The organism is Ferdinandcohnia sp. QZ13 (assembly GCF_031324165.1).
In the GTDB taxonomy this organism is placed as follows: Bacteria; Bacillota; Bacilli; order Bacillales; family Bacillaceae_L; genus Ferdinandcohnia.
The window spans coordinates 399,376-421,075 of sequence record NZ_JAVIVW010000001.1; the positions used below are offsets into that span (position 1 = coordinate 399,376).

General features: G+C 33.8%; 15 protein-coding genes and 1 tRNA gene. 10 read left to right on the top strand and 6 right to left on the bottom strand.

The window, feature by feature from the left end; genetic code table 11:
* The first annotated feature begins 1 nt into the window (after position 1).
* Together RGU12_RS01985 and RGU12_RS01990 are read left to right on the top strand one after the other, a co-directional pair.
* A complete protein-coding gene (locus tag RGU12_RS01985) occupies positions 2-2,944 on the top strand; it encodes a type I restriction endonuclease subunit R (protein ID WP_309534573.1) in 2,943 nt (980 codons plus the stop codon).
* A gap of 59 nt (positions 2,945-3,003) precedes the next feature.
* Complete coding sequence (locus tag RGU12_RS01990; RefSeq protein ID WP_309534574.1) at positions 3,004-3,711, top strand: coiled-coil domain-containing protein; 708 nt, start codon at positions 3,004-3,006, stop codon at positions 3,709-3,711.
* A gap of 79 nt (positions 3,712-3,790) precedes the next feature.
* On the opposite strand, the gene RGU12_RS01995 is transcribed toward RGU12_RS01990, so the two are convergent.
* The 5 genes from RGU12_RS01995 to RGU12_RS02015 all read right to left on the bottom strand — a co-directional run bounded on the left by RGU12_RS01995 (position 3,791) and on the right by RGU12_RS02015 (position 11,291).
* A complete protein-coding gene (locus RGU12_RS01995; RefSeq protein ID WP_309534575.1) occupies positions 3,791-4,519 on the bottom strand; it encodes a M48 family metallopeptidase in 729 nt (242 codons plus the stop codon).
* A gap of 776 nt (positions 4,520-5,295) precedes the next feature.
* Complete coding sequence (locus RGU12_RS02000) at positions 5,296-6,231, bottom strand: tyrosine-type recombinase/integrase (protein ID WP_309534576.1); 936 nt, start codon at positions 6,229-6,231, stop codon at positions 5,296-5,298.
* A 15-nt stretch (positions 6,232-6,246) separates the two neighbouring features.
* On the bottom strand, positions 6,247-7,344 hold the full coding sequence (locus tag RGU12_RS02005; protein ID WP_309534577.1) for a tyrosine-type recombinase/integrase: 1,098 nt from the start codon (positions 7,342-7,344) through the stop codon (positions 6,247-6,249).
* A 1-nt stretch (position 7,345) separates the two neighbouring features.
* Positions 7,346-8,875, bottom strand: a complete 1,530-nt coding sequence (locus tag RGU12_RS02010) for a tyrosine-type recombinase/integrase (RefSeq protein ID WP_309534578.1) — start codon at positions 8,873-8,875, stop codon at positions 7,346-7,348.
* Between the two features lie 1,135 nt (positions 8,876-10,010).
* The gene (locus tag RGU12_RS02015) at positions 10,011-11,291 is read right to left on the bottom strand and encodes a hypothetical protein (RefSeq protein ID WP_309534579.1); all 1,281 of its coding nucleotides are present in this window, start codon (positions 11,289-11,291) and stop codon (positions 10,011-10,013) included.
* Between the two features lie 523 nt (positions 11,292-11,814).
* On the opposite strand from RGU12_RS02015, the gene RGU12_RS02020 reads away from it, so the two are divergent.
* From RGU12_RS02020 to RGU12_RS02030, 3 genes are all read left to right on the top strand, one after another.
* Positions 11,815-12,696 (top strand): hypothetical protein, encoded by an 882-nt coding sequence (locus RGU12_RS02020; RefSeq protein WP_309534580.1) that lies wholly within the window; start codon positions 11,815-11,817, stop codon positions 12,694-12,696.
* A 216-nt stretch (positions 12,697-12,912) separates the two neighbouring features.
* Positions 12,913-13,098: a helix-turn-helix domain-containing protein gene (locus tag RGU12_RS02025; protein ID WP_309534581.1), complete on the top strand. Its 186-nt coding sequence runs from the start codon at positions 12,913-12,915 to the stop codon at positions 13,096-13,098.
* A gap of 110 nt (positions 13,099-13,208) precedes the next feature.
* A complete protein-coding gene (locus RGU12_RS02030; protein ID WP_309534582.1) occupies positions 13,209-14,360 on the top strand; it encodes a site-specific integrase in 1,152 nt (383 codons plus the stop codon).
* A 106-nt stretch (positions 14,361-14,466) separates the two neighbouring features.
* Here RGU12_RS02030 and RGU12_RS02035 read toward each other — a convergent pair.
* Positions 14,467-14,563, bottom strand: a tRNA-Sec gene (locus RGU12_RS02035).
* Between the two features lie 389 nt (positions 14,564-14,952).
* Here RGU12_RS02035 and RGU12_RS02040 point away from each other — a divergent pair.
* From RGU12_RS02040 to htpG, 5 genes are all read left to right on the top strand, one after another.
* On the top strand, positions 14,953-16,056 hold the full coding sequence (locus RGU12_RS02040) for a type I restriction endonuclease (RefSeq protein ID WP_309534583.1): 1,104 nt from the start codon (positions 14,953-14,955) through the stop codon (positions 16,054-16,056).
* Between the two features lie 203 nt (positions 16,057-16,259).
* Positions 16,260-18,143, top strand: coding sequence for a selenocysteine-specific translation elongation factor (gene selB / locus RGU12_RS02045; RefSeq protein WP_309534584.1), 1,884 nt, complete (start codon positions 16,260-16,262; stop codon positions 18,141-18,143).
* A 12-nt stretch (positions 18,144-18,155) separates the two neighbouring features.
* On the top strand, positions 18,156-18,389 hold the full coding sequence (locus RGU12_RS02050) for a SelT/SelW/SelH family (seleno)protein (RefSeq protein ID WP_309534585.1): 234 nt from the start codon (positions 18,156-18,158) through the stop codon (positions 18,387-18,389).
* 92 nt (positions 18,390-18,481) lie between these two features.
* The gene (locus tag RGU12_RS02055; RefSeq protein WP_309534586.1) at positions 18,482-19,408 is read left to right on the top strand and encodes a CBASS cGAMP-activated phospholipase; all 927 of its coding nucleotides are present in this window, start codon (positions 18,482-18,484) and stop codon (positions 19,406-19,408) included.
* Between the two features lie 110 nt (positions 19,409-19,518).
* Positions 19,519-21,399: a molecular chaperone HtpG gene (gene htpG, locus RGU12_RS02060; RefSeq protein ID WP_309534587.1), complete on the top strand. Its 1,881-nt coding sequence runs from the start codon at positions 19,519-19,521 to the stop codon at positions 21,397-21,399.
* The last annotated feature ends 301 nt before the right edge of the window (positions 21,400-21,700 follow it).

The following is a 21,700-nucleotide window of genomic DNA, read 5'->3' on the forward strand; positions in this document are numbered from 1 at the left end:
CATGAAACAAACAAGTAATTGGAGCGAAAAAACACTAGTTGAAAATCGATTTATTAAACAATTAAAGGAAATGGGCTATGAACATATTCATGGTCCATCTCTTGATATTGAACGTGAATCACAGGGTGAAGTCATATTAAAAGGACGCCTAGTAAAATCAATACAAAAGCTAAACACATGGATTTCAGAAAACAATCTGAATAAAATACTACGTTCTACAACACATATACAATCAACCAGCCTAATGGAAGCAAATCAGTCATTCCATGAAAACCTCATCAACATGATTTCCGTACAACAAGACCTAGGTAAGGGGAAAAAGAACCAAACTGTTAGATTAATTGACTTCGAACGTCCAGAGAATAATGAGTTTTTGGTAGTGGATCAATTTACTATATCAAATGCTAAGGGAACAATTCGTCCAGACCTTATTATTTTTGTAAATGGACTTCCACTCGTCGTTATTGAATGTAAAAGTCCAACACTATCACCAGATGAACAAATCGGACAAGGCGTAAAACAGCTATTACGGTACCAAGATCAGTGTGAACAGTTATTTCACTACAATCAGATACTAATTGCTACTAGTAATGATCGTGCAAAAGCTGGGACAATCGGAGCTAGGGTACAACATTATGGTGAATGGAAAGACCCATACCCAAGAACTGTTGCTGAAATTGGTGATAATCCTTCTACACAAGATATTCTTGTCACAGGCATGTTTCCAAAAGAAAATTTACTGGACCTAATACAAAATTTTATTGTTTATGAGCCAGTAGAGGGGCGTACCATTAAGAAATTAGCTCGATACCAGCAATATAGAGCTGTTAACAAAGCTATTAACCGTATTTTACATGCCGATAACCCTCTTAACAGGGGTGGGGTAGTTTGGCATACACAGGGCAGTGGTAAGTCTTTAACCATGGTTTTCTTGGCAGTAAAACTTAGACGACTAAAGGAATTAAAAAACCCTACCATCGTCGTTGTTACTGACCGAAAAGACCTTGATGATCAAATTACAAATACATTTAGAAGATGTGGGTTTCCTAACCCACAACAAGCAGCTTCAGTTGCAAAATTAAAAGACCTACTGCAACAAGGTCCAGGTACAACCGTTATGACACTTGTTCAAAAGTTCCAAGAAGACGCAGAAAAGAACGAATACCCAGAGTTAACAAAAGCTGAGAATATGTTTGTTATGGTTGATGAATCACACAGAACCCAATATAGTGGATTAGCTATGAATATGCGTACAGCTATGCCTAATGCGTGTTATTTAGGGTTTACAGGAACTCCAATTGATAAAGAAGATAAAAGCACTATTCGCACTTTCGGTACATACATAGATAAATACACAATTGAACAAGCAGTAGAAGATGGTGCGACTGTTCCAATTTTCTATGAAGCACGTATGGTTGATCTTCATGTACAAGGTGATTCCCTTGACGATTTATTTGACCGAAAGTTTCGTGATTACAATGAAGAAGATCGTGAACGTATTAAAAAGAAATATGCAACCGAGGAAGCAATTATTTCGTCTCCTAAACGCATAAGAAGAATTGTACTAGACATTATTGACCATTTTGAAACTCATATTAAGCCGAATGGTTTTAAGGCTCAAGTGGTTGCAGTTACCCGTGAAGCAGCTGTTAACTACAAGGAAATGTTTGATGAACTTAGTGATTATGAATCTAAGGTTATTATCTCTGGTGGACATAATGACGAAGAAAGAATGAGGAAACATCACCTTTCAAAAGATGAAGAAAAGAAGATAATTGAACGATTCAAAAGGCCAATGCATGAGGATTCCTTAAGTTTCATTATCGTATGTGATAAATTGCTTACTGGTTTTGATGCACCGATTGAACAAGTCATGTATCTCGATAAGCCTTTAAAAGAACATAATCTATTACAGGCAATCGCTAGAACCAATCGTACCTACGATAAAAAAACGTACGGGTTAATCGTAGATTATTTTGGAGTTTCAAGATTCCTTGAACAAGCACTTGGAATTTTTGCTGAACAGGATATAATAGGAGCATTACACAATATTGACTCAGAGATTCCAAGATTACAATCCAGACACCGTAAGGCTATGAGATTCTTTGATTTTGTACGGAAAGAAGATCTTGAAGGTTGTATTCAAGTTTTAGAGCCAGAAGATGTACGTAACGAATTTGATACTGCATTCAAAAAGTTCTCTGAAAGCATGGACATGATATTACCTAGTCCAAAAGCAAAGCCATACCTAAACGATTTAAAATTCCTAGGAAAAGTACGGCAACTGGCAAAGTCAAGATATAGGATAGAAGATGGCATGGATATATCCGATTGTGGTCAAAAGGTAAAGGAGCTTATTGAAGAGCATTTATTTGCTGCGAATATTGAGGTACTGCATGAGCCAATTGATATATTATCTAATAGGTTTGAACAGCGTTTGGAAGAAGCAAAAACACCAGAATCCAAAGCTGCAGAAATGGAACATGCGATTAAGCATGAAATTAAAATAAAAATTGAACAAAACCCAGTATTATATTCTTCTTTAAAGGAACGTTTGGAGCAGCTAATACAAAAGCGTAAAGACCGTCAAATTACCATAGAAGAGCTTTTAGAGGAATACCGTGAAATGGTTCAAGAAATTAGAAATACAGCACAGAAGAGCCAGGAACACGGTTTTAAAAGGGAACAGTTTCCATTTTATCAAATGTTGGAGCAACAACTGCCAGATGAAGAGGATAAAGAAGCTCTAAAGGAACTAACTCATATAATCACGGAAATAGTTCAGGAACAGGCAGTCATTGAATGGACTGAAAAAGAGGACGTTAAACGTGAGATGCGTAAAAAGATAAAACGTCAACTAAGAGCGAGTAAATGTCCGAAACATAAAATTGAAGGCTTAACGCAACAATTGATGGATTTAGCAGAGGTTCATTACAAAAGATAATATATAGTTAAAAACAATTAGAAATTACAAATAATAATTTGTATGAGGAGAAATAAAAATTGAAAAAAGATTTTCCTTCAAAGAAGGACCTTGTTTATTGGATATTTATACTCTTGATTTTTATTTCAGTAGTTATTGCTTGGAGAACTACTGATCCAGAAATGCTTATAAATGAGATTTCCTTAGGTAGTACATTTCTATCTATCCTTTTGGCTGTGGTTGCGATATTCTTTTCTTTTGTCCAATCTAATCAAAATACAAGACAAAGCAATGACATGGTAAAGGAATTAAATAATATTGCAAAACATATTGTGGAGCTTAATGGTATTAAGAATGAACTTTCTGGCGCAATTGGAAAATACGAAGCTGCTCTTGAGCAATTTGATGAAAAACTAAAGAAATTAGACAGTGAGAAGTTATCAGAAGAAGACAAATCAGCTAAGGTCGAAAATATTACAAATGAGTTTAAAGAAGTAATTAGAGATGTAAAATCTGGAATACTGAAAGTGAATAAATTTATGGTTCAATTTAGGCTAAAAGATAAAAATTATGATTTAAGTGAAGTATTTTCAGGTATATCGAAGCACTTAAACATTAAAAAAATATCTTATAATATGGCTTTAGAAAATAAGAAAGAACAGGGTTATAAAACAATTATTACAATCTATTCTGCAGATGGTGTCTATAACGAAGAAGTTCTACGTGCAATACAATCTGAAATGGATCATGATAGAGCGGAATTTGTAAGTATTTGGAATATTGGTTAATAAAATTATCGGATATGAGCTTATACTGTAATACAGTTAGTATTTGTATAAAATCTTTTCTAAGAATAATGGACCATCACTATAAAAAAAGTGTTGGTCCATTAATTCTTAACCATTCTTTTCTTCCTTCATAATCTTGAAGTATTGATCGTACAAAACGCCAATACTCAGTCGAATGGTTTGGATATTTTAAATGCGCTAGTTCGTGGACAAGCACATAATCAATAATTGACATAGGAGCCATCATTATTCTCCAATTGAGGTAGACAGCTCCTTCTTTTGTACAGGTTCCCCATCTTTTTTGTTGCTCCCTAAAAACAACCTTTTTAGGCACAAGTCCCATTTTTGATGTATAAAGATGAAGCCGATCCACAATTTTCGTATTTCCGTGAGCAATATACCATTCTTTAAACAATTGCTGGAGTTTGCTTGTTTTTTCATTTTCCGTCATGGTTAGTGGTATCTCTGCAATAAATCGACCTTGTTTGAAAGTAAGTGTAGGTGATTTCATATTGTCCATTTTATGTACCTTAAGTCGATAATTACGACCTAAATATGCAAATTTTTCTCCACTCACATATTCCTTAGGTGCTGGTACCGCTGAAATTTCTTCAAGTTCATATTTCTTTTTAAGAATCCATGGAGCTTTTTTATGTAAAATATCTTGTAGTTTTTCATGATTTAATCCTTCTGGAGCTACAAGCTGAACCCCATCATTTAAGCAGACCGAAAGTGAAACGTCTTTCTTGTCCTTTTTGTATGCAACAGAGTAATTTATAGTTGTTGTGCCGTATTGAAAGCTATGCAAGGTGTTGTCCTCCTCTGTTGTTAATAATAATTAATATTATAAGTTTTAGATGGTTTGGTCAAACAGATAGAATATTAAAGAAAAGTATTTATAAGTTTTGTTATTTTGTATAAATAAAATAGCCTAAAATATGCACTCTTACATATTTTAGGCTTTCTTAAATAACAGATTTTCTAAGTGATAAAAATACGTGTTTAGTTTTATTAAAAAAGTAATTATATATTGGCATATACTTACCACATCTCATTAAAAAATTCAAAATTAATGGTCACATACTTTGGTCACAATATTGGTCACACACTATAGTAAACTAATGAATATTAGAGGTCATGTAAAAATTAAAAACTTCTTCTAATCATTGATATAAAGCCATTATGGGATACATTAGGAAATTATAGTGAAATTCTTTCTCCACCTTGACAGGGTAGAGGTCACATTAAAGTGATGTAATAGACTTTGGAGTGGGCATGTGAAAAGTCTTAGACAAGATTAACTAATATTATATTTTTCGCGATTTAAGAATACTGATAACAGGGAAGAGGACTCAAAGAAGTCTACATAATTATCATTATGTCTTGTTTAAAATTAATATAATCTACCTTTATATAAATAGATAAAGTGAAGGGGAGAGGGAGTTGTAAACTAATGGTCTAAAACTATGCTTAAAGTCGTGAAGTGAAAGGAACTCGAAAAAGCTATTGCTCGTCGGGTCCCTTATACTTGTTGTTGTTAATAACTTGCGTAAATATACTTTCGACATTACAAATAATTCCTTCTTATTTTATCTCTGTATCTATTAATATTTTTGCTAAATCTTCAAGTGGTGGTACGTACCTTAGTGTTGTAGAAAGTATTTTATGGCCAAGTTGTCGCTGGATTTCAACTATATTCATTCCGCTGGACTGCATCAGGTATCCCGCAGTACGCCTAAGATCGTGTGGGGTCACAGTACGTGATATGCCAGCTTCAATACATAAATCATTAATTTTCTTCCGCAATTGTTTATCTGACAGAGATTTGTTTTTATGGAAGAATAAAGTTGCATTTTCATCACTGGCCCTAGAAACATAATATGGATGTCCAATATAACGTTGCAATTCAGTTGCTAAAGCCTTTGTAATAGCAGTAGATCGCACTTCCCCTTTCTGTTCCTGGTTTAAGATAACCATGCCTGTATTTAAATCGATGTTTTTGTACGGAAGATGCCTAACTTCAGAATTTCTCAAGCCGGTTACAAGCATAAACCAAATCAATACAAAATCATGTCGAAAGAAAGGATCTCTTTTCATGGCAGCATGCAACAAATCAAGGCATTCATCTTTAGACAATGCAGTGTTTTTTATCGGTCGATGATAATAAGGATTTTTGTAATATGCCATTGGATGCGTTTCGATAAGTTCCATTTCATAAAGAAATCTAAAAAAATTTTTTAAGGAACTAATCGCGTTATATAAAACATAATTTGAAGCGTTTTTCTCATGTTTCAGATACTCGACAAATTTATCTATAAAACTTTCTTGAATTGGTCTGTATTTATCAGGGTAGCGCAAACTCCCATGGAATCGATCAAAGTCCAGCTCACCTTCGTAGCCCATTACATGTATGAATTCATCGAACTTTTTGAGTTCTTGAATAACATGATTTTTCGATTTCAATGGACTGTGTTGAAACCAGAATTGAAAATACTTCGAATTCAGTAAGATTCCTTTCACATTATATACCTCCCTTTAAAAAAAGTTATTAGGATTCAGATTTCCTAGTGGATGTTGATTAATAGCATTCACTAGTATGTTGTCAAAAAGTTTCAGATACACATTAGTGGAGCTTATCCATTCATGTCCTAGCAAATCTTTTATAGTATGAATATTTACTCCGGACTGTAACAAAAATAATGCAAATGAATGGCGTAGAGAATGAACTGATAACTGGTAGGTCCTCTTATCATCCTCTGAAATAGTTCTTGCTTCCTTCATAATATTCCCTAACATTTTTTGTACTGTACTATCGTGAAGTGGAGTTATACCTTTATCATCTGAAAAGATGTACCTCTCATTATAATCGTTTAGATTTTGCAAAGGACTGTATCTAAATTTGATATATTTTAGTAAAATTTCCAGTGAAAAAGTAGTTATTTTGCGTTTAACTTTAAACTCTTTACTTCCTTTAGCACAAACTAATAATTCTTGTAACTGAGGTTTTACATCTCCAATTTGAAGCAAACATAGTTCGTTTAAACGTATGCCTGTCCCCAAGAAGACCCATAGGATTGTAAAATTTCGTAGGGGTTCTCGACCTAACCTAGATAAATCGATAATTTCCTCAATTTGCTCTTCTGTAAATGCACGGGGCAGGTGGTTTTTATCAACCTTCACAGAAAGAGTACTTTTTAAAGAATCAATTTTCTGATCAAAAAATTCTGCATACGTTACTTTCAAAAAACTACGTAGAAAGGCACTTTTTTTACTTCTTGTAGCTGGTTTTTTTACAGGATCTAAATATTTTTGTAAAAATAGTGCGGAAGAAGCTTCCTTTAAAGTGGGTTCTTTTCCCAATTTTTTTTTGCTGTATTTCCAATAAAGATCCATCTCGTAGCGATATACATCTTGTGACGATTCTTTAAGACGATTAAAGTCATCACTGTTGAAATAATAAGTAATGGCTTCACTTAGCGTGACGTTCTTTCTCACCTTTTTTTGTTCCGCTTCAGTTAATAATTCCATACGTTTAAGCGCTCTATGAAATTCAATAAATCCGTGTTTCTCCATTAATAATTCTAACTCCTCATCAAGGCAGTCAAAATCCCATTCCTCACTATAGTGAGCCATATCAGTCTTCCTCCATTCCATAGTTAAGTTTGTTTATTTGCTCATTTAACCATGTGTTTTTTTGATTGATATGTGTATACAGACTAACTGTATCCGGTTTTTCCACACGCGCCAATTTCTGTATTGCCTGTGTGAGAATTCCCTTCTTTGCAAGGTTGGTTACAAATAGATGTCGGAATAAATGGAGTCCCCCTGTAAACTTCCAACCAGCGATTAAAGAATATAATTTATAGTTATTTTTAAGAATTTTTAAATTGCTATTAATATTGTTTCCTAGTAGATACTTAGAAGTGACTTGTGATCGTTCTATCGATTGAAGATCTTCATAAAGCTTTCCAACTAGCGGCAACAAATCATAACGATCCCCTTTGCCATGAATACGAACGGTTTTCGTTGCGAAATTAATGTCATCCCAGGATAAACGAGCGACTTCTATGGATCGAAGCCCGAGAGAATACATAAATCGAAAAGCAACTCGCTCTATAGCGGGATGGTCAGAGTACTGATTAATAGTCTTTAAAAAAGTAGAGATTTCCTCGTCTGTGGGGACATCCCTATATTTATAGCGCGGTGCTTTAATAGACTTCAACCTTCTTGCGGGGTTAGGAAATCCATATTTTTGTTGCAAGAATTGAAAAAATTGCCTTAATGCATATAGGCATTCTGCGACGGTTACTTTTGCATATTCACCGAGTCTCTCCTTTTTTAATAGATACGACCGAAACTCGTTAACGTGCATTTGTTTTATTTTTAAAATTGGGATTTCATGTGGTTCAAAGGATTTGAAATCCTGCATATTATTTGACAGCCAAGGAAGGAACATATTCATATGACGAATAAAGTTTCTTTTTGTACCTTCAGTTTTCCCTTCTTTAACCATTTGTTTTAAGAATTCAACCACTCTAGGATGCAATGTACTGTTTTTTTCTTTTTTCTCAGTTTTATTGATAGGGAGAATATTAACCATCAGATTGTTAGGGAGGGCTTGTTTCCCTTTTTTATAGATGGATGTAATCAATTGTTTCTTTTGTATAGTTTGGGGAAAGTTTTCCACCAAAAAATGCATTATTTGTTCATTAAAAAAATCCGAATCACTTACTTGTTCAATAGGTATTTGTTTAAAAATCGCTACTTGTTGTGACAGTTCAAGAACGAGTTTATAATAATTATAGAAGCTCATAGCATCTATTTTTTTCTTGTCTTGAAGGTAGGATTTTAGGAAGGTAGTTGGAATATCGACTAGTACTTTGTTTTTCCATATCCATTCTACAATACCTTTTCTGCCTAAGTTTTTATAAACTGGCGGTGTTTCTTTAGATTGAACTTCAACCAATTCAAGCATATTCTCAACCTTCTTTCGGTTCATTTTTCTAATATCATGTTCGTCATTAAAGGGTGAGAATATACTTTCTTTTTGAAGATTCTTTTCGGCAAAAGAAGCATTCTGCGGAAAAGAATCTTTTGTATCTTCTTCGTTGTTTAGTCCCGTTTCATAAGATTGATTGTTTTTTTCGGATTTTCGATTAGTCATTGTATTAACCTCCTTTATAACTTTGATTACAGCATTTCCTATACTTATTGAGGTTGTTCACGAATACATTTTTTTGTATTAAAATCTAAATAAATTAAGGGAAATTGCTAACTAAAATACAAAAAAACGGAATAAACACAAATAGAAGCCTTGCCACTTAATAGTGAAAGGCCTCTTTATTAATAATTAAGCAATCCGAGAAGTTATGCAAAAACTCCGGATTTTATGCATCATCTTAATAAAGATAGTTAATTCATACAGCGAATACTAGCTATTATGGAGGTACTAGTATTTTGTACAATATATTGGAGTTGTGAGTAGATGATGTAGAGCTCCTATCGCCTAAAATGACGCAGAACGTCAACTTCATGAATGAAACATATATTGTGTTTGATGTTGGAACTACTTTTTTATCGGCGGTTAATGACGTGATTATTAAACTTGATGCTGTTAAGATAGTCGGGGGCAGATAGTTAATAGCTTTGGATCGTTTGGTATCCAAATAAACCATTAACCTCAACTATCACTGAATCAACTGGGGTTCTAGATGAAATTGTTAAATTGTTAAAGATGCTCTTGAGGCTGATGAAGTAATGACGAACTTCGTAGAATGGATGGGGGATGGGGGATGAAGTTTCTACAAAAAAAGGCTGTTTTATGCGGTATTGGAAATAGCATTTCAATCTAAATCACCCCTATATGATTATTTGTATTCTTGAGGTTATGGAACATTACCTTCATTATAGTAAAAATATTTCGGGATGATGTACTAACTATAAAGCGTCCTAATTTAATAATTATTTGCCCAGCTTTATTTTTCAATTAAATAGAAGGGTGGGTTATCGCAAATAAATGCCTTTCTAGATTACAATAATAATATTTGATGGTTTTTAAGGGGTATCTAGTTCTAAGTAATTCCAGCAGGGTAGATAATAAACTCAATAGAGAATTGAGAAAAAGAAAGAACTAAACAAGCTAGAGTTCGCAAATTTCCCGATATGCTATTAACATATTCTTAAACGATATTTTTTAGTAAAATATCCAACTAAAATACATAAATAGAAGCCTTGCCACAAAATGTGTGACAAGACTTCATTACTAATAAATATGTAATTCGAGAAGTTATACGAAAAACCTAAATTTTATGAATCATTTTAATGAAGTTAGTTAATTCATATAGGGAATACTGGCTATCTGGGAGGTACCAATATTTTGTACAATAACGTGGAGTTATTTCTATGTGATGTTTTAATAGTAGTTTTTTGGTCAAAGTTGTGAATGGATAAAAATCCCCTTTCCATAATAACATAGGCTTCTTGTAGGGAATAATAATTTCCGCAAATTCAAAATCGGATGGATCCTTCTCATTTTTAAATATAATTCGGTCACCGTCTTCAATGAAACCACTTTTCAATAAGAATTCCAGTGTATTGTATATTCGAGAAGAGCCGTCAAAAGTTGGATTTCCACTTGATTTATCAGCTTCAAACGATGTATCCAGTTCAAACTCATTGTAGTAGAATTGTTCATTCATTAAAAAGGTTGTGTAAACTGATAATGAGTTAAGATATCTCATTCGCTTACAAAAGTTGGATGCAAGATCAGGAATAGATATCACCTTTTCTTCGAAATTAGAGTTCCAACTGAATAGCATTTCATCATCGTTTTCTGTATTTATGCTGATATTAGGCTGTTTACATGAAAATATTTCTGTTGAGATGTCATCAACAATTGATAAAATTAAACGTGGTTTATTAGCTGATGGAATCATTTTTTTTATAAAAAACCAAGAAGTTATGAAACTATCTTTTATTTTTGATGGTTTATAAGATAAATGTGTTAGTGATTTTTTATAAAATCTAAGCGTACCACGATAAACGATTTCATTATTATAAGTAAACAGTAGGTTGCAAATCCACTCATAATCATTACTTTTTTTTATTTGGTTTTGATTCAAAGAGAATAGGACCCCCCATGTCTCAGACCATCTTTCATGTCGATACAAAATTCTCTTTAATGTGTCCACAATAAGTGCCACATGTGTTTTATCATTATTACTCAACGTAAGACCTTCTGTTTGAACAGAAATATAATTTAATATATCTTCTAAGTCAGTAATGCGGTAGGGGGGTATATTTCGATCTAATTCATTCTTCACGCTTGGCATCACTTCTTTGGTAGTGTCTTCCGTCATTAGTGCCCACACTGGAAGTCCAAAAATATCACTATACTCACGTAACCGCCCATATTTTTGCTTAATTATTTTTCGATTTAAAATTCCGTGATCATTTAACACTATTTTTTTAATATCATTTTGATTAAAAGGTAATTCCCTTATTAGATGATTTACAAGATTTTTATCCCAACTGGTCTTTATTTCTTGTAGATTTTGAGTTTGTTCATTTTTCTGTTTCAAAACATCCTCCTATAAAGTTGCACTTAAATTAAATAGGTATTTCTCACACTTTTTATAACCAAAAAGTGTGAAAAGTCCTATGTATATTTTTAAATCTAAAATAAATATAGCACAGCCAATTAGTACAAGGAAGAGAGTAGTAATACAAAAAATTGTATTTACAACACGAAGATTATTAGTTGTGCTACTTTTTAGGTGGGTGATGGTTGTGAATCAGGAACATTATAAGAATGTAAGAATGGTTTTTCGAATGTGTTTCGCTCTGTGGAAATATATTTATTGGGCTAAAAATCAATACCATAGTTTAAATTTGAAATTACAACATCCTCCTATAAAGTTGCACTAAAACAGGCATTTATCGCACTTTTATTAACCGAAAAGTGTGATAAGTTCTAGGTATATATTTAAAACTAAGATAAATATTGCACAGCCAATTAGTGCTAGGAGAAAGTAGTAATACAAAAAAATGTATTTACAACAGGAAGTTTATTAGTTGTGCTACTTTTAAGGTGGGTGATGATACGTGAATAAAGAACATGACGAGAAGGTAAGAATGAGTTTTAAAATGTGGCTTGCCCAGTGGAATGATATTCCATGGGCTAACAATCAATACCATAGTTTATATTTGAATGTGTTTAGTGTATATAAATTTGCTAACAATTACATAAGTTTAGAAAGTTTTCTAAAAAACCACGGTTGGCAAATAGAGGATTGGGAAGAGGTAGATTATCTGATTCGAGATATTGAACTTACCGACAAGCTACTTAAACGTTTACCTTTTAAAATTAGAAGAAATCTTTTAGCAGCTATCCAACACTATAGTAGATACAAAATAGCCTCATATTTGAATTGTTTTCCAAGCAAACTTACTAACATATTCAACTATAACGAGGAAAGCGATACTAAGGATTTATTTCTTTTGCAATTAGCAAGGTTATTGGATGCTCCTTATTGGTATTTAAGGCTAGATTCTTATGATATGACTACAGATGCATTCGATGAATATAATGATGTTAAAACTATATATTTAAAGGATCTTATTTCGGAAATAAATATCAAACCAAATGATATTAAATTTTTGAAGATTTATATAAACAAGGGGTATTTTATTAGTCAAGGTTATATATATGTTAAAGTAACATCTTATACCAATTTTAAAGTGATTGAAACATTGGGACTCAATTTCGAAAGTGACGAAATATATGACTTTATTAATTATTTTATTCGTGATAAAGTTCAATGCATAATTGTCACACCAGCGATACTTCGCCAACCTAAAAAAAAGGTAATATATGTTTTAAAATCTTGTAACGAAGAAAACTCTGAAGAAATGAATACTTATATTTCTACTATGAAAAAAAGGAAATTCACACGTATCTTAAAGTTAAATAGCGAGAATTTTTAATACAAAAAATTGTATTGTTGAATATGAATTTATTAAATTAGAAAACCTTCTAGCGTAAAAAAATATACCTAGGAGGTTTTTTCTTGTGAAGAGAATTTCTGCTTTTAATACTTACCATTTTGTTAGAGTGCCTCCTATATAAAAAGGAGGGCACTTTCATTATTAAAAGGAGAGATATATGTCAACCAAGTTAATAAAAAGATGGAGGGAAGAGGTATGCAATATGAAGATTTAAAGGATGTATTATCAGTAAAAGATATTGAAGAATTTTTATGTATAGGTAGAGGGCAAGCTTATGAGTTAGTTAATTCTGGTGTGTTTCATACAGTACGAGTTGGAAGCAGAATTCTAATTCCTAAAGGATCTTTCCTCTTATGGTTTGAAGGAAAAAGTAATCTTTAATTAAACGGACATCAAATTTAACTTTTTTAAGTTTAAAGCAACGTTATAAATCTAATACTGAAAATAGTCGAGTTTGGTGTCCAGTCAATTAAGATAGGAGGAAATAGAAAATGACTGGATCCGTACGAAAGGATAAAAAAACAAACAAGTATATGTATGTGATTGAAATCGGTTCGAAAGGAAACAGGAAGCGAAAAGTAGGAAAAAACTTTAAAACTCAAAGAGAAGCTAAAAATGCAATGGCAAATGCAATCGCTGAGCTTCAAAAGAAAGAAATCAAGTTATTGCCTAAAAACGACTTAACTTTAGGTGATTATTTAGATTACTGGCTAAAAACGTATGCAATGCCAAACACATCTCCAAATACCTTTAATACATATGAAAGGATTGTACGGGTTCATCTAAAACCTGAATTAGGCAAAATAAAACTTCAAGAGTTAACCACACGGCAAATTCAGGATTACTATACAGATAAGTTAAGTATAGGAATTGAGAAAGATGGAGTTTTTAGCGGACTTTCTGCTCAAACAGTTAAACATCATCATCGTTTGTTATGTAAAGCATTAAATGATGCTGTAGATTGGGTATTTTTAGAAATAAATGTAGCCAAAAAAGCAAAACCACCAAAGCCTGAAAGGTACAAAATTACAACCTATACAGCAGATGAATTAAAACAACTCTTTGAAACTGCGAAAGCTAGTAAAGCACATTATCCAATCATATTTACAGGAGCTGAAACCGGTGCGCGATTAGGAGAACTAAGAGCATTAACTTGGGATGATATAGACTATTCTAACAAAAGGATTTATATCACAAAGACAGCATACGATGCAAAAAGTGGCGGTGTGAAAATACGGGATCTGACAAAGAATGGTAGGGATAGATATATCACGATGGGAAAAAGTTTACTAGCCTTTCTTGTAGAACACCAGAAAAGTCATGATGAGGCTAAAAAAGGGTTAGGCAATTCTTTCAATCCGTTAAATCTTGTTTTTAACAATCAAAACGGAAATTTCTTTGATCCTCGTGAAGTGTTAAAAACACTTAAGAAAGCCATAAAAAGAGCCAACCTGAAAAATGCTCGGTTCCATGACCTGAGGCATACACACGCCACATTATTGTTACAAAAAAATGTCCATCCAAAGGTTGTAAGTGAACGATTAGGTCATACAAAAATTGGAATTACGTTAGACACCTATAGTCATGTGATTCCATCTTTGCAGGAAAATGCAGTAGAGGTGTTTGATGAATTACTCGAATAAAAATTAAGCTTCGGCACCTTTAAGGCACCTAAATTGTAAAATTAGATTTCTTCCCCAAAAACTATTAAGGGGAAGAAACCCCTTAAAGCGCTGGCAAATATGTATTTGGCGGGACTGTGTGGGAATCGAACCCACCGGAGACGACACGCGCCTCCCTCAGGGTTTTGAAGACCCAGGGGGACACCAGTCACCCAGCCAACCCCATATAGATACAGCTATTTCAACGTTTTAACAGATACCCACAGGGTTTTACACATTAGCCACTAGGTTTTAATTATGAATTATAAATTTTTTTTAATCAAGTAATAAGTGCACCCTAATGTGCTTGAAATTCATAAATAAAAAAACTTAGTACGGTAGGGGGCAGTTACACCTACATTTTGAAACATACTTAGCTACAAACATATCCATCCATTGAAGATAAATAATTACACAGAGAATAGAATTACCTCTGCATCCCTTTACTATAATGATTTAATAATTTCTAAAATAATAAGTTAAATTGATTTTGTGTTTTTTCGGAATATTTCGTACGTTTATTGATTTCTTTGATATAATAGTTGGTAAAATTTAGATATAGGGAGTGAGTTACATGGAAGAATTCAAGCAGCAGATTAGATCGTTAGCGAATAGAATTGAGAGAATAAAAGGAAATATACAAACTGAAGAAGCTACTAAAACATCATTAATAATGCCATTGATTCAAGCTTTAGGTTACGATATTTTTAACCCCGAAGAACTGATTCCGGAATTTGTTGCTGATGTTGGGATAAAAAAAGGTGAAAAAATTGACTATGCTATCATGCAAGGCGAAGAGCCTGTTATTTTGATTGAAGCAAAAAGCATTAATGAACAACTAGCTAAGCACGATTCACAACTTTTTAGATATTTTGGTACCACAAAAGCCAAATTTGCAATTCTTACAAATGGAATTGAATACAAGTTCTTTACGGATTTGGAAGAACAAAATAGGATGGACCAGAAACCATTCTTTGTGATTGATATGTTAGACCTTAAGGATGTTGACATTATTGAACTTGCTAAGTTCCGTAAAGCGGACTTCGATGTAAATAATGTATTGACAACAGCATCGGAACTAAAATATACAGGTGAAATTAAACAGTATCTTACGACTCAATGGGAAGAACCTTCGGATGACTTTATCAGAGTTGTTTTAAACGATATTTATCAGGGTGTGAAAACAAAAAAGGTTATAGATAACTTTAGGGACTTAGTTAAGAAGTCCTTAAATCAATACGTAAATGATAAAGTAAATGATAAACTGCAAAAGGCATTAAACTCATCTACCGAAAATATTGTAAATACTCCACCGATTGTATCCATTGAAGCTCAAGAGGAAAAAGAGGAAACACAGGTAGAGGTGAAAAGAGATGATGAAATACATACAACTGAAGAAGAAATCGAAGGTTATGTCTTAGTTAAGTTAATTCTTAAAGACGAGATTGATCCTTCGAGGGTTTTTTATCGAGATAACAAAAGCTATTTTAATGTTTTGTTAGACAACACAATCAGAAAATGGATATGCAGATTGGGGTTAAACAGTTCAAATAAATATATTCAATTAAACGATGTAAACAGAACAAGTATTAAGATAAATACTATAAATGACATCTTAGACTACAAGAATGAGATTTTGGAAGTTGCTAGACAATTTGACCAAGTTTCGGTTAAATAGCTTCTTAAAAATCAAAGGTGCTACCTAATGCGGTAACACCTTTTTTTATTATTATCCAACCTTTTTCAAATGATAGGAAACACTTGTCTGATTATGCCTATTTTTATTGAAAAGACAAATAAAAAACAACATACTTGAATTCGCCTCATGCTTCTTAGTAAAGTAGAAGATAGATTATACGGAAAAAAGAGAGGAGGGAGAAAGTGGCTGATGTTTATTACACAATCGGTATGGCAGGTCATATTGACCACGGAAAAACAACACTTACAAAAGCACTAACAGGTGTAGACACTGACCGATTAAAAGAAGAAAAAGAACGCCATATCTCGATTGAACCTGGCTACGCACCTCTCAAATTAGAAAACGGAATACATGTATCCATTGTTGATGTACCCGGACACGAACGTTTCATTAGACAAATGATAGCTGGAGTTGCAGGAATTGACCTGGTATTACTCGTTATAGCTGCTGATGAAGGTGTCATGCCACAAACAAAGGAACACCTCCAAATATTGAAATTTTTAGGGATTAAAAAATGTATGGTCGTTGTTTCAAAAATGGACAGAGTGGAAGAGGAATTGCTCGAACTCGCTGCAGAAGAAATAAAAGAATTACTTGAAGAAACAGATTATAAAAATGCTCCAATTCTTTATGTTGATAGTTTATCAGGAAAAGGAATTTCCGAGCTAAAACAGGCCATCCAAAAGGAAATCGCTAAACTTGAACAAAGAGATAGCAACGGCTCGTTCCGTTTACCGATTGATCAAACTTTTACGGTTCAAGGACACGGTACTGTTGTACGAGGGACCGTATTTGAAGGGATTGTGACAAAAGACAGTCCACTGACATTATTGCCTTCAGGTAAAACAATAAAAATTCGCCAAATCCAAGTGCATAACAAAGAGACTGAAAAAGCACAAGCAGGACAACGAGTTGCTCTAAACATTACCGGTACGACTAAGGATGAAATAAAACGCGGTGATGTACTTGTCGATTCAGAAAACTTCCATGTGACAAGGACGATTGATATTTCACTACAGCTTGTTTCGACACTTGCGATCCCACTTAAACAACGCACGCCTGTCAAGCTGCATGTTGGAACGACTGAAGCTTACGGAAAAATAGTCTTTTTTGACCGAAATGAGGTTAAGGATTCTACGGAAGAAATACTTTGCCAGGTTCGGTTAGAAGAAGAAATCGTCGTTCGACGCGGTGATCGATTCATATTACGAAGACCGACCCCAATTGAAACCCTTGGTGGAGGATGGATTATTCAACCACAAGGAGGAAAATATCGTTTCGGTGAAGAAACAATTACTATGCTTAAAAAACAAATAGAAAGCTCGCCTACTGAGATCTTGGATGAATACCTTCGGAAAAATCAACTATTATCTAAATCTCAACTCATCCAGCTTTCCTCATTGCAAGAGGATGAGGTAGACGAAATTGTTTCTAATGCTGTTCATTCTGGAAATTACATCGAAATCACTCAACATGTCTATAGTTTAAAAAGAACGATTTCCAAAATTAATGAAATGATCGTAAATAAATTGTTAGAATATCACGAAGAATTCCCATTACGAATAGGTATGAGTAATGCTGAGCTTATTCAAGTGCTTGGACAAAACAAAAAGGTAATCGAGTACTGTATTAAGGATCAGATAGAAAGCAATGTCATAAAGAAGGAAGATCAATATTTAGCCGTATCTCGTTTTAAACCAAGCCTTCCAAACGGGGAGATGGAAAATATTGTTTCATCACTTATAAATGACGGTATCCAACCTAAGAAATGGGCAGATTATATAAAACAGGGTAGTCTCTCCAATCAAGAGGCAAATGAACTAAAGGTATTTCTACTTAAAACAAATCAAGCACTCACACTCAATGAGGAAACATTGATTTACAAAATCGCTTTTGATAAAGCTGTTAACGAGTTAAAAGCAGGAACCGATGCATCTTTTAGTTTGGCAGAAGCAAAAGAGATTCTATCCCTTTCTCGTAAATATCTCATTCCTTTCTTAGAATTATTGGATCAAAATCAATACACAAAAAGAGATGAAGTGAATCGAGTATGGATAAATAAATAGGATGTTTTCAAGATGTACAAGATATCTATTGAATTTTGCATGCAGTGAAACTATGCACCAAAAGCCGCAAGTCTTGCGGAAAAACTATTAACACATTTTAGACAGAAAATATCAAGCTTAGAGCTTGTCCCTTCATCGGGTGGGGTATTTGAAGTTACCGTGGATGGTGAGAAAGTTTTTTCAAAAAAAGAAATAGGACGATTCCCACTATCAGAAGAAATCATTTCAACGATGGAACAAGCATAAGATGCCTTTTTACGAGGCATCTTTTTTTCACTTATACTGCAATAGTTCAATGGGAATACTATTAGGAAAACTCTTTTTAATAGGTGGAAAACATGAAAATCCTTTGTATTGATGGGGGCGGAATCCGCGGTGTATACGCGGTTACCATTTTACGTGCAATAGAAAAAGTATATAAGAGACCCATTTCAGATATGTTTGATATGATTGCCGGCACTAGTACCGGTGCGATTGTCGCTGCTTCTGCAACTCTTGAACTAGACATGGGGGAAGTTCAAGAAAGCTATATCAAATTTGGTGAAAAAATTTTTACGAAACAATCGAGAGTTGGGTTTCTAAAAAGTTTTTACAGTGATCGGTATTTACGTCGCTATATCCAAGATACATTTGGTGAAACAACCTTATTTGATATTAAGAAACCACTGCTAATCCCAACAGTTGATATTACACACGGCAATCCATTTGTCCATCGATCGAATTATGGGAATGCCGAACAGGACGATCACTCCATAAAGCTTTGGGATGTTGTTCTTTCTTCTTGTTCAGCGCCTGTCTTTTTCCCACCCAACAATATAAATAATCACTATTTAGCCATAGATGGGGGACTGTGGGCTAATAATCCTTCACTCGTTTGTATAACGGAAGCCCAGCATTTTTTTAAAAAGACCATACACGACATACATATTATGTCAATTGGTACTGGTCTGCAAAAAATTGATTTCTCAATTGAAACGCAAAAAGAGTGGGGCGTAACCAAATGGCTCCCATTTCATCTCCCATCAATGAGAATGACACCAAAGTTACTGGACCTTGCCCTACATCTATCATCGGAATCTGTAACCTATCACTGTCAGCATTTACTTGGAGACCACTATTTTCGGATTAATGAAAATCTCGGTCGAGAGGTTCCGTTTGACGCTCCGGAATTTGTTGATTTTTTGATTGAATTAGGGGAGAAATCCTATCAAAAGCATGAGGAAGAAATCGCAGCCTTTTTGAGCAAAGATTTACGACTTGATTGACAGAGAAAAAAATATATGATATTTAAAAAATGGGTGTTAGCACTCCGGAATCAAGAGTGCTAATATGAATAATAGAAGAATTATCGATTTTATTGGAAAGGGGAATTTTCATGGCGAAAAAGCAGTTTAAAGCAGAATCTAAAAGATTATTAGAAATGATGATTAACTCTATTTATTCGCAACGTGAAGTATTTTTACGCGAATTAATTTCAAACGCCAGCGATGCAATTGATAAGATTTATTATAAGGCGTTAACGGATGACAGGTATCAATTTGATAAGGACAGCTATTACATCAAAGTCTTGCCTGATAAAGAAAACAGAACTCTTACCATTTCTGATACTGGTATTGGTATGACAAAGGAAGAACTTGAAACAAACCTTGGAACTATTGCAAAAAGTGGTTCATTAGCTTTTAAAAAGGAAACTGAAATCAAAGATGGACATGATATCATCGGACAATTTGGTGTCGGATTTTATGCCGCTTTTATGGTAGCTGATGTAGTAACCGTTATTAGTAAAGCACTTGGCAGTGAAGAAGCATACAAATGGGAATCCAAAGGTGCAGATGGTTATACCATTGAAACAGTTGAGAAGGATTCAGTAGGAACTGAAATCATCTTAAAAATAAAAGAAAATACAGAAGATGAATCCTATGATGAGTTTTTAGAAGAATACCGCTTAAAATCAATCATTAAAAAGTATTCTGATTTCATTCGCTATCCAATTAAAATGGATATCACAACAAGTAAACTTAAAGAAGGTAGTGAATCTGAATACGAGCAGTTGACAGAAGAACAAGTCATCAACAGCATGGTCCCAATTTGGAGAAAGAACAAAAATGAACTAACTGATGAAGACTATGAAAAATTCTATAATGAAAAGCATTATGGATTTGATAAGCCATTAAAACATATTCATATAAGTGTTGATGGTACAATCCGCTACAATGCCATTTTATATATTCCTGAAAATATTCCATTTGATTACTACTCAAAGGAGTATGAAAAAGGACTAGAGCTATACTCAAACGGCGTTCTAATTATGAACAAATGTGCAGACCTGCTTCCAGATTATTTTAGTTTTGTAAAAGGGTTAGTAGACTCTGAAGATTTATCGCTTAATATTTCACGTGAAATGCTACAACAAGACCGTCAATTAAAGCTGATCGCGAAAAATATCAATAAGAAAATCAAAAGTGAATTACAGAGCATGTTAAAAAATGAACGTGAACAGTACGAAAAGTTCTATGATAGCTTTGGCCGTCAATTAAAATTTGGTGTGTATAGTGATTTTGGAAGCAATAAAGATACCTTACAAGATTTGTTGCTTTTCTATTCTTCCAAAGAGAAAAAGCTAGTTACCTTAGATGAATATGTTTCAAGAATGCCAGAGGATCAAAAATACATTTACTATGCAACTGGTGATTCTGTAGAACGTATCGATAAACTACCACAAACTGAATTAGTTGCGGATAAGGGGTATGAAATCCTATATTTCACTGAGGATATTGATGAGTTTGCCATTAAAATGCTGATGAAATACAAGGAAAAAGAATTCAAATCTGTATCAAGCAGTGATCTAGGCTTCGAGCCAAATGAAAGCGACAAAGCAACGGAAGAAGAACAAAACGAAAATAAAGAACTCTTTGAGTACATGAAAAATGCATTAGCTGGAAAAGTAACCGATGTAAGAATCTCTAAGCGTCTAAAAACACATCCAGTTTGTCTATCTACCGATGGAGAAATCTCGATTGAAATGGAGAAAATTTTGAACGCGATGCCTGACAATCAAAATATTAAGGCTGATAAAGTATTAGAGATTAACGTACATCATGAGGTGTTTCAGTCATTAAAAACTGCGTTTGAACAGGATAAAACAAAACTCGATTTGTACACACATTTATTGTACAACCAAGCACTTCTTATCGAAGGTTTACCAATTCAAGATCCAGTTGAATTTACAAATGACATTTGTAAGATTATGGTTTGATTTTTGAGTGATGTTGGGTAGATTGGTTTCGCACCCTCACTCTGGATTTTTTTAATGGGTGAAGGGACGAATACGCTGTTTTCGTACCATCACTTGGGCTTCGTTCAACATGTGAGGGTACGATTAGGGTGTTTTCGTACCATAACTTAAGCTTTTTCAACCTGTGAGGGTATGATTACACCATTTTCATACCATCACATAGGCTTCATTCGAGTCCTGATGGTACGATTAGTCGAATAACATACCATCACCAAGTTGAGTTTGCACTGCGAAGGTACGATTAGCCTAAAACCAGCCATTT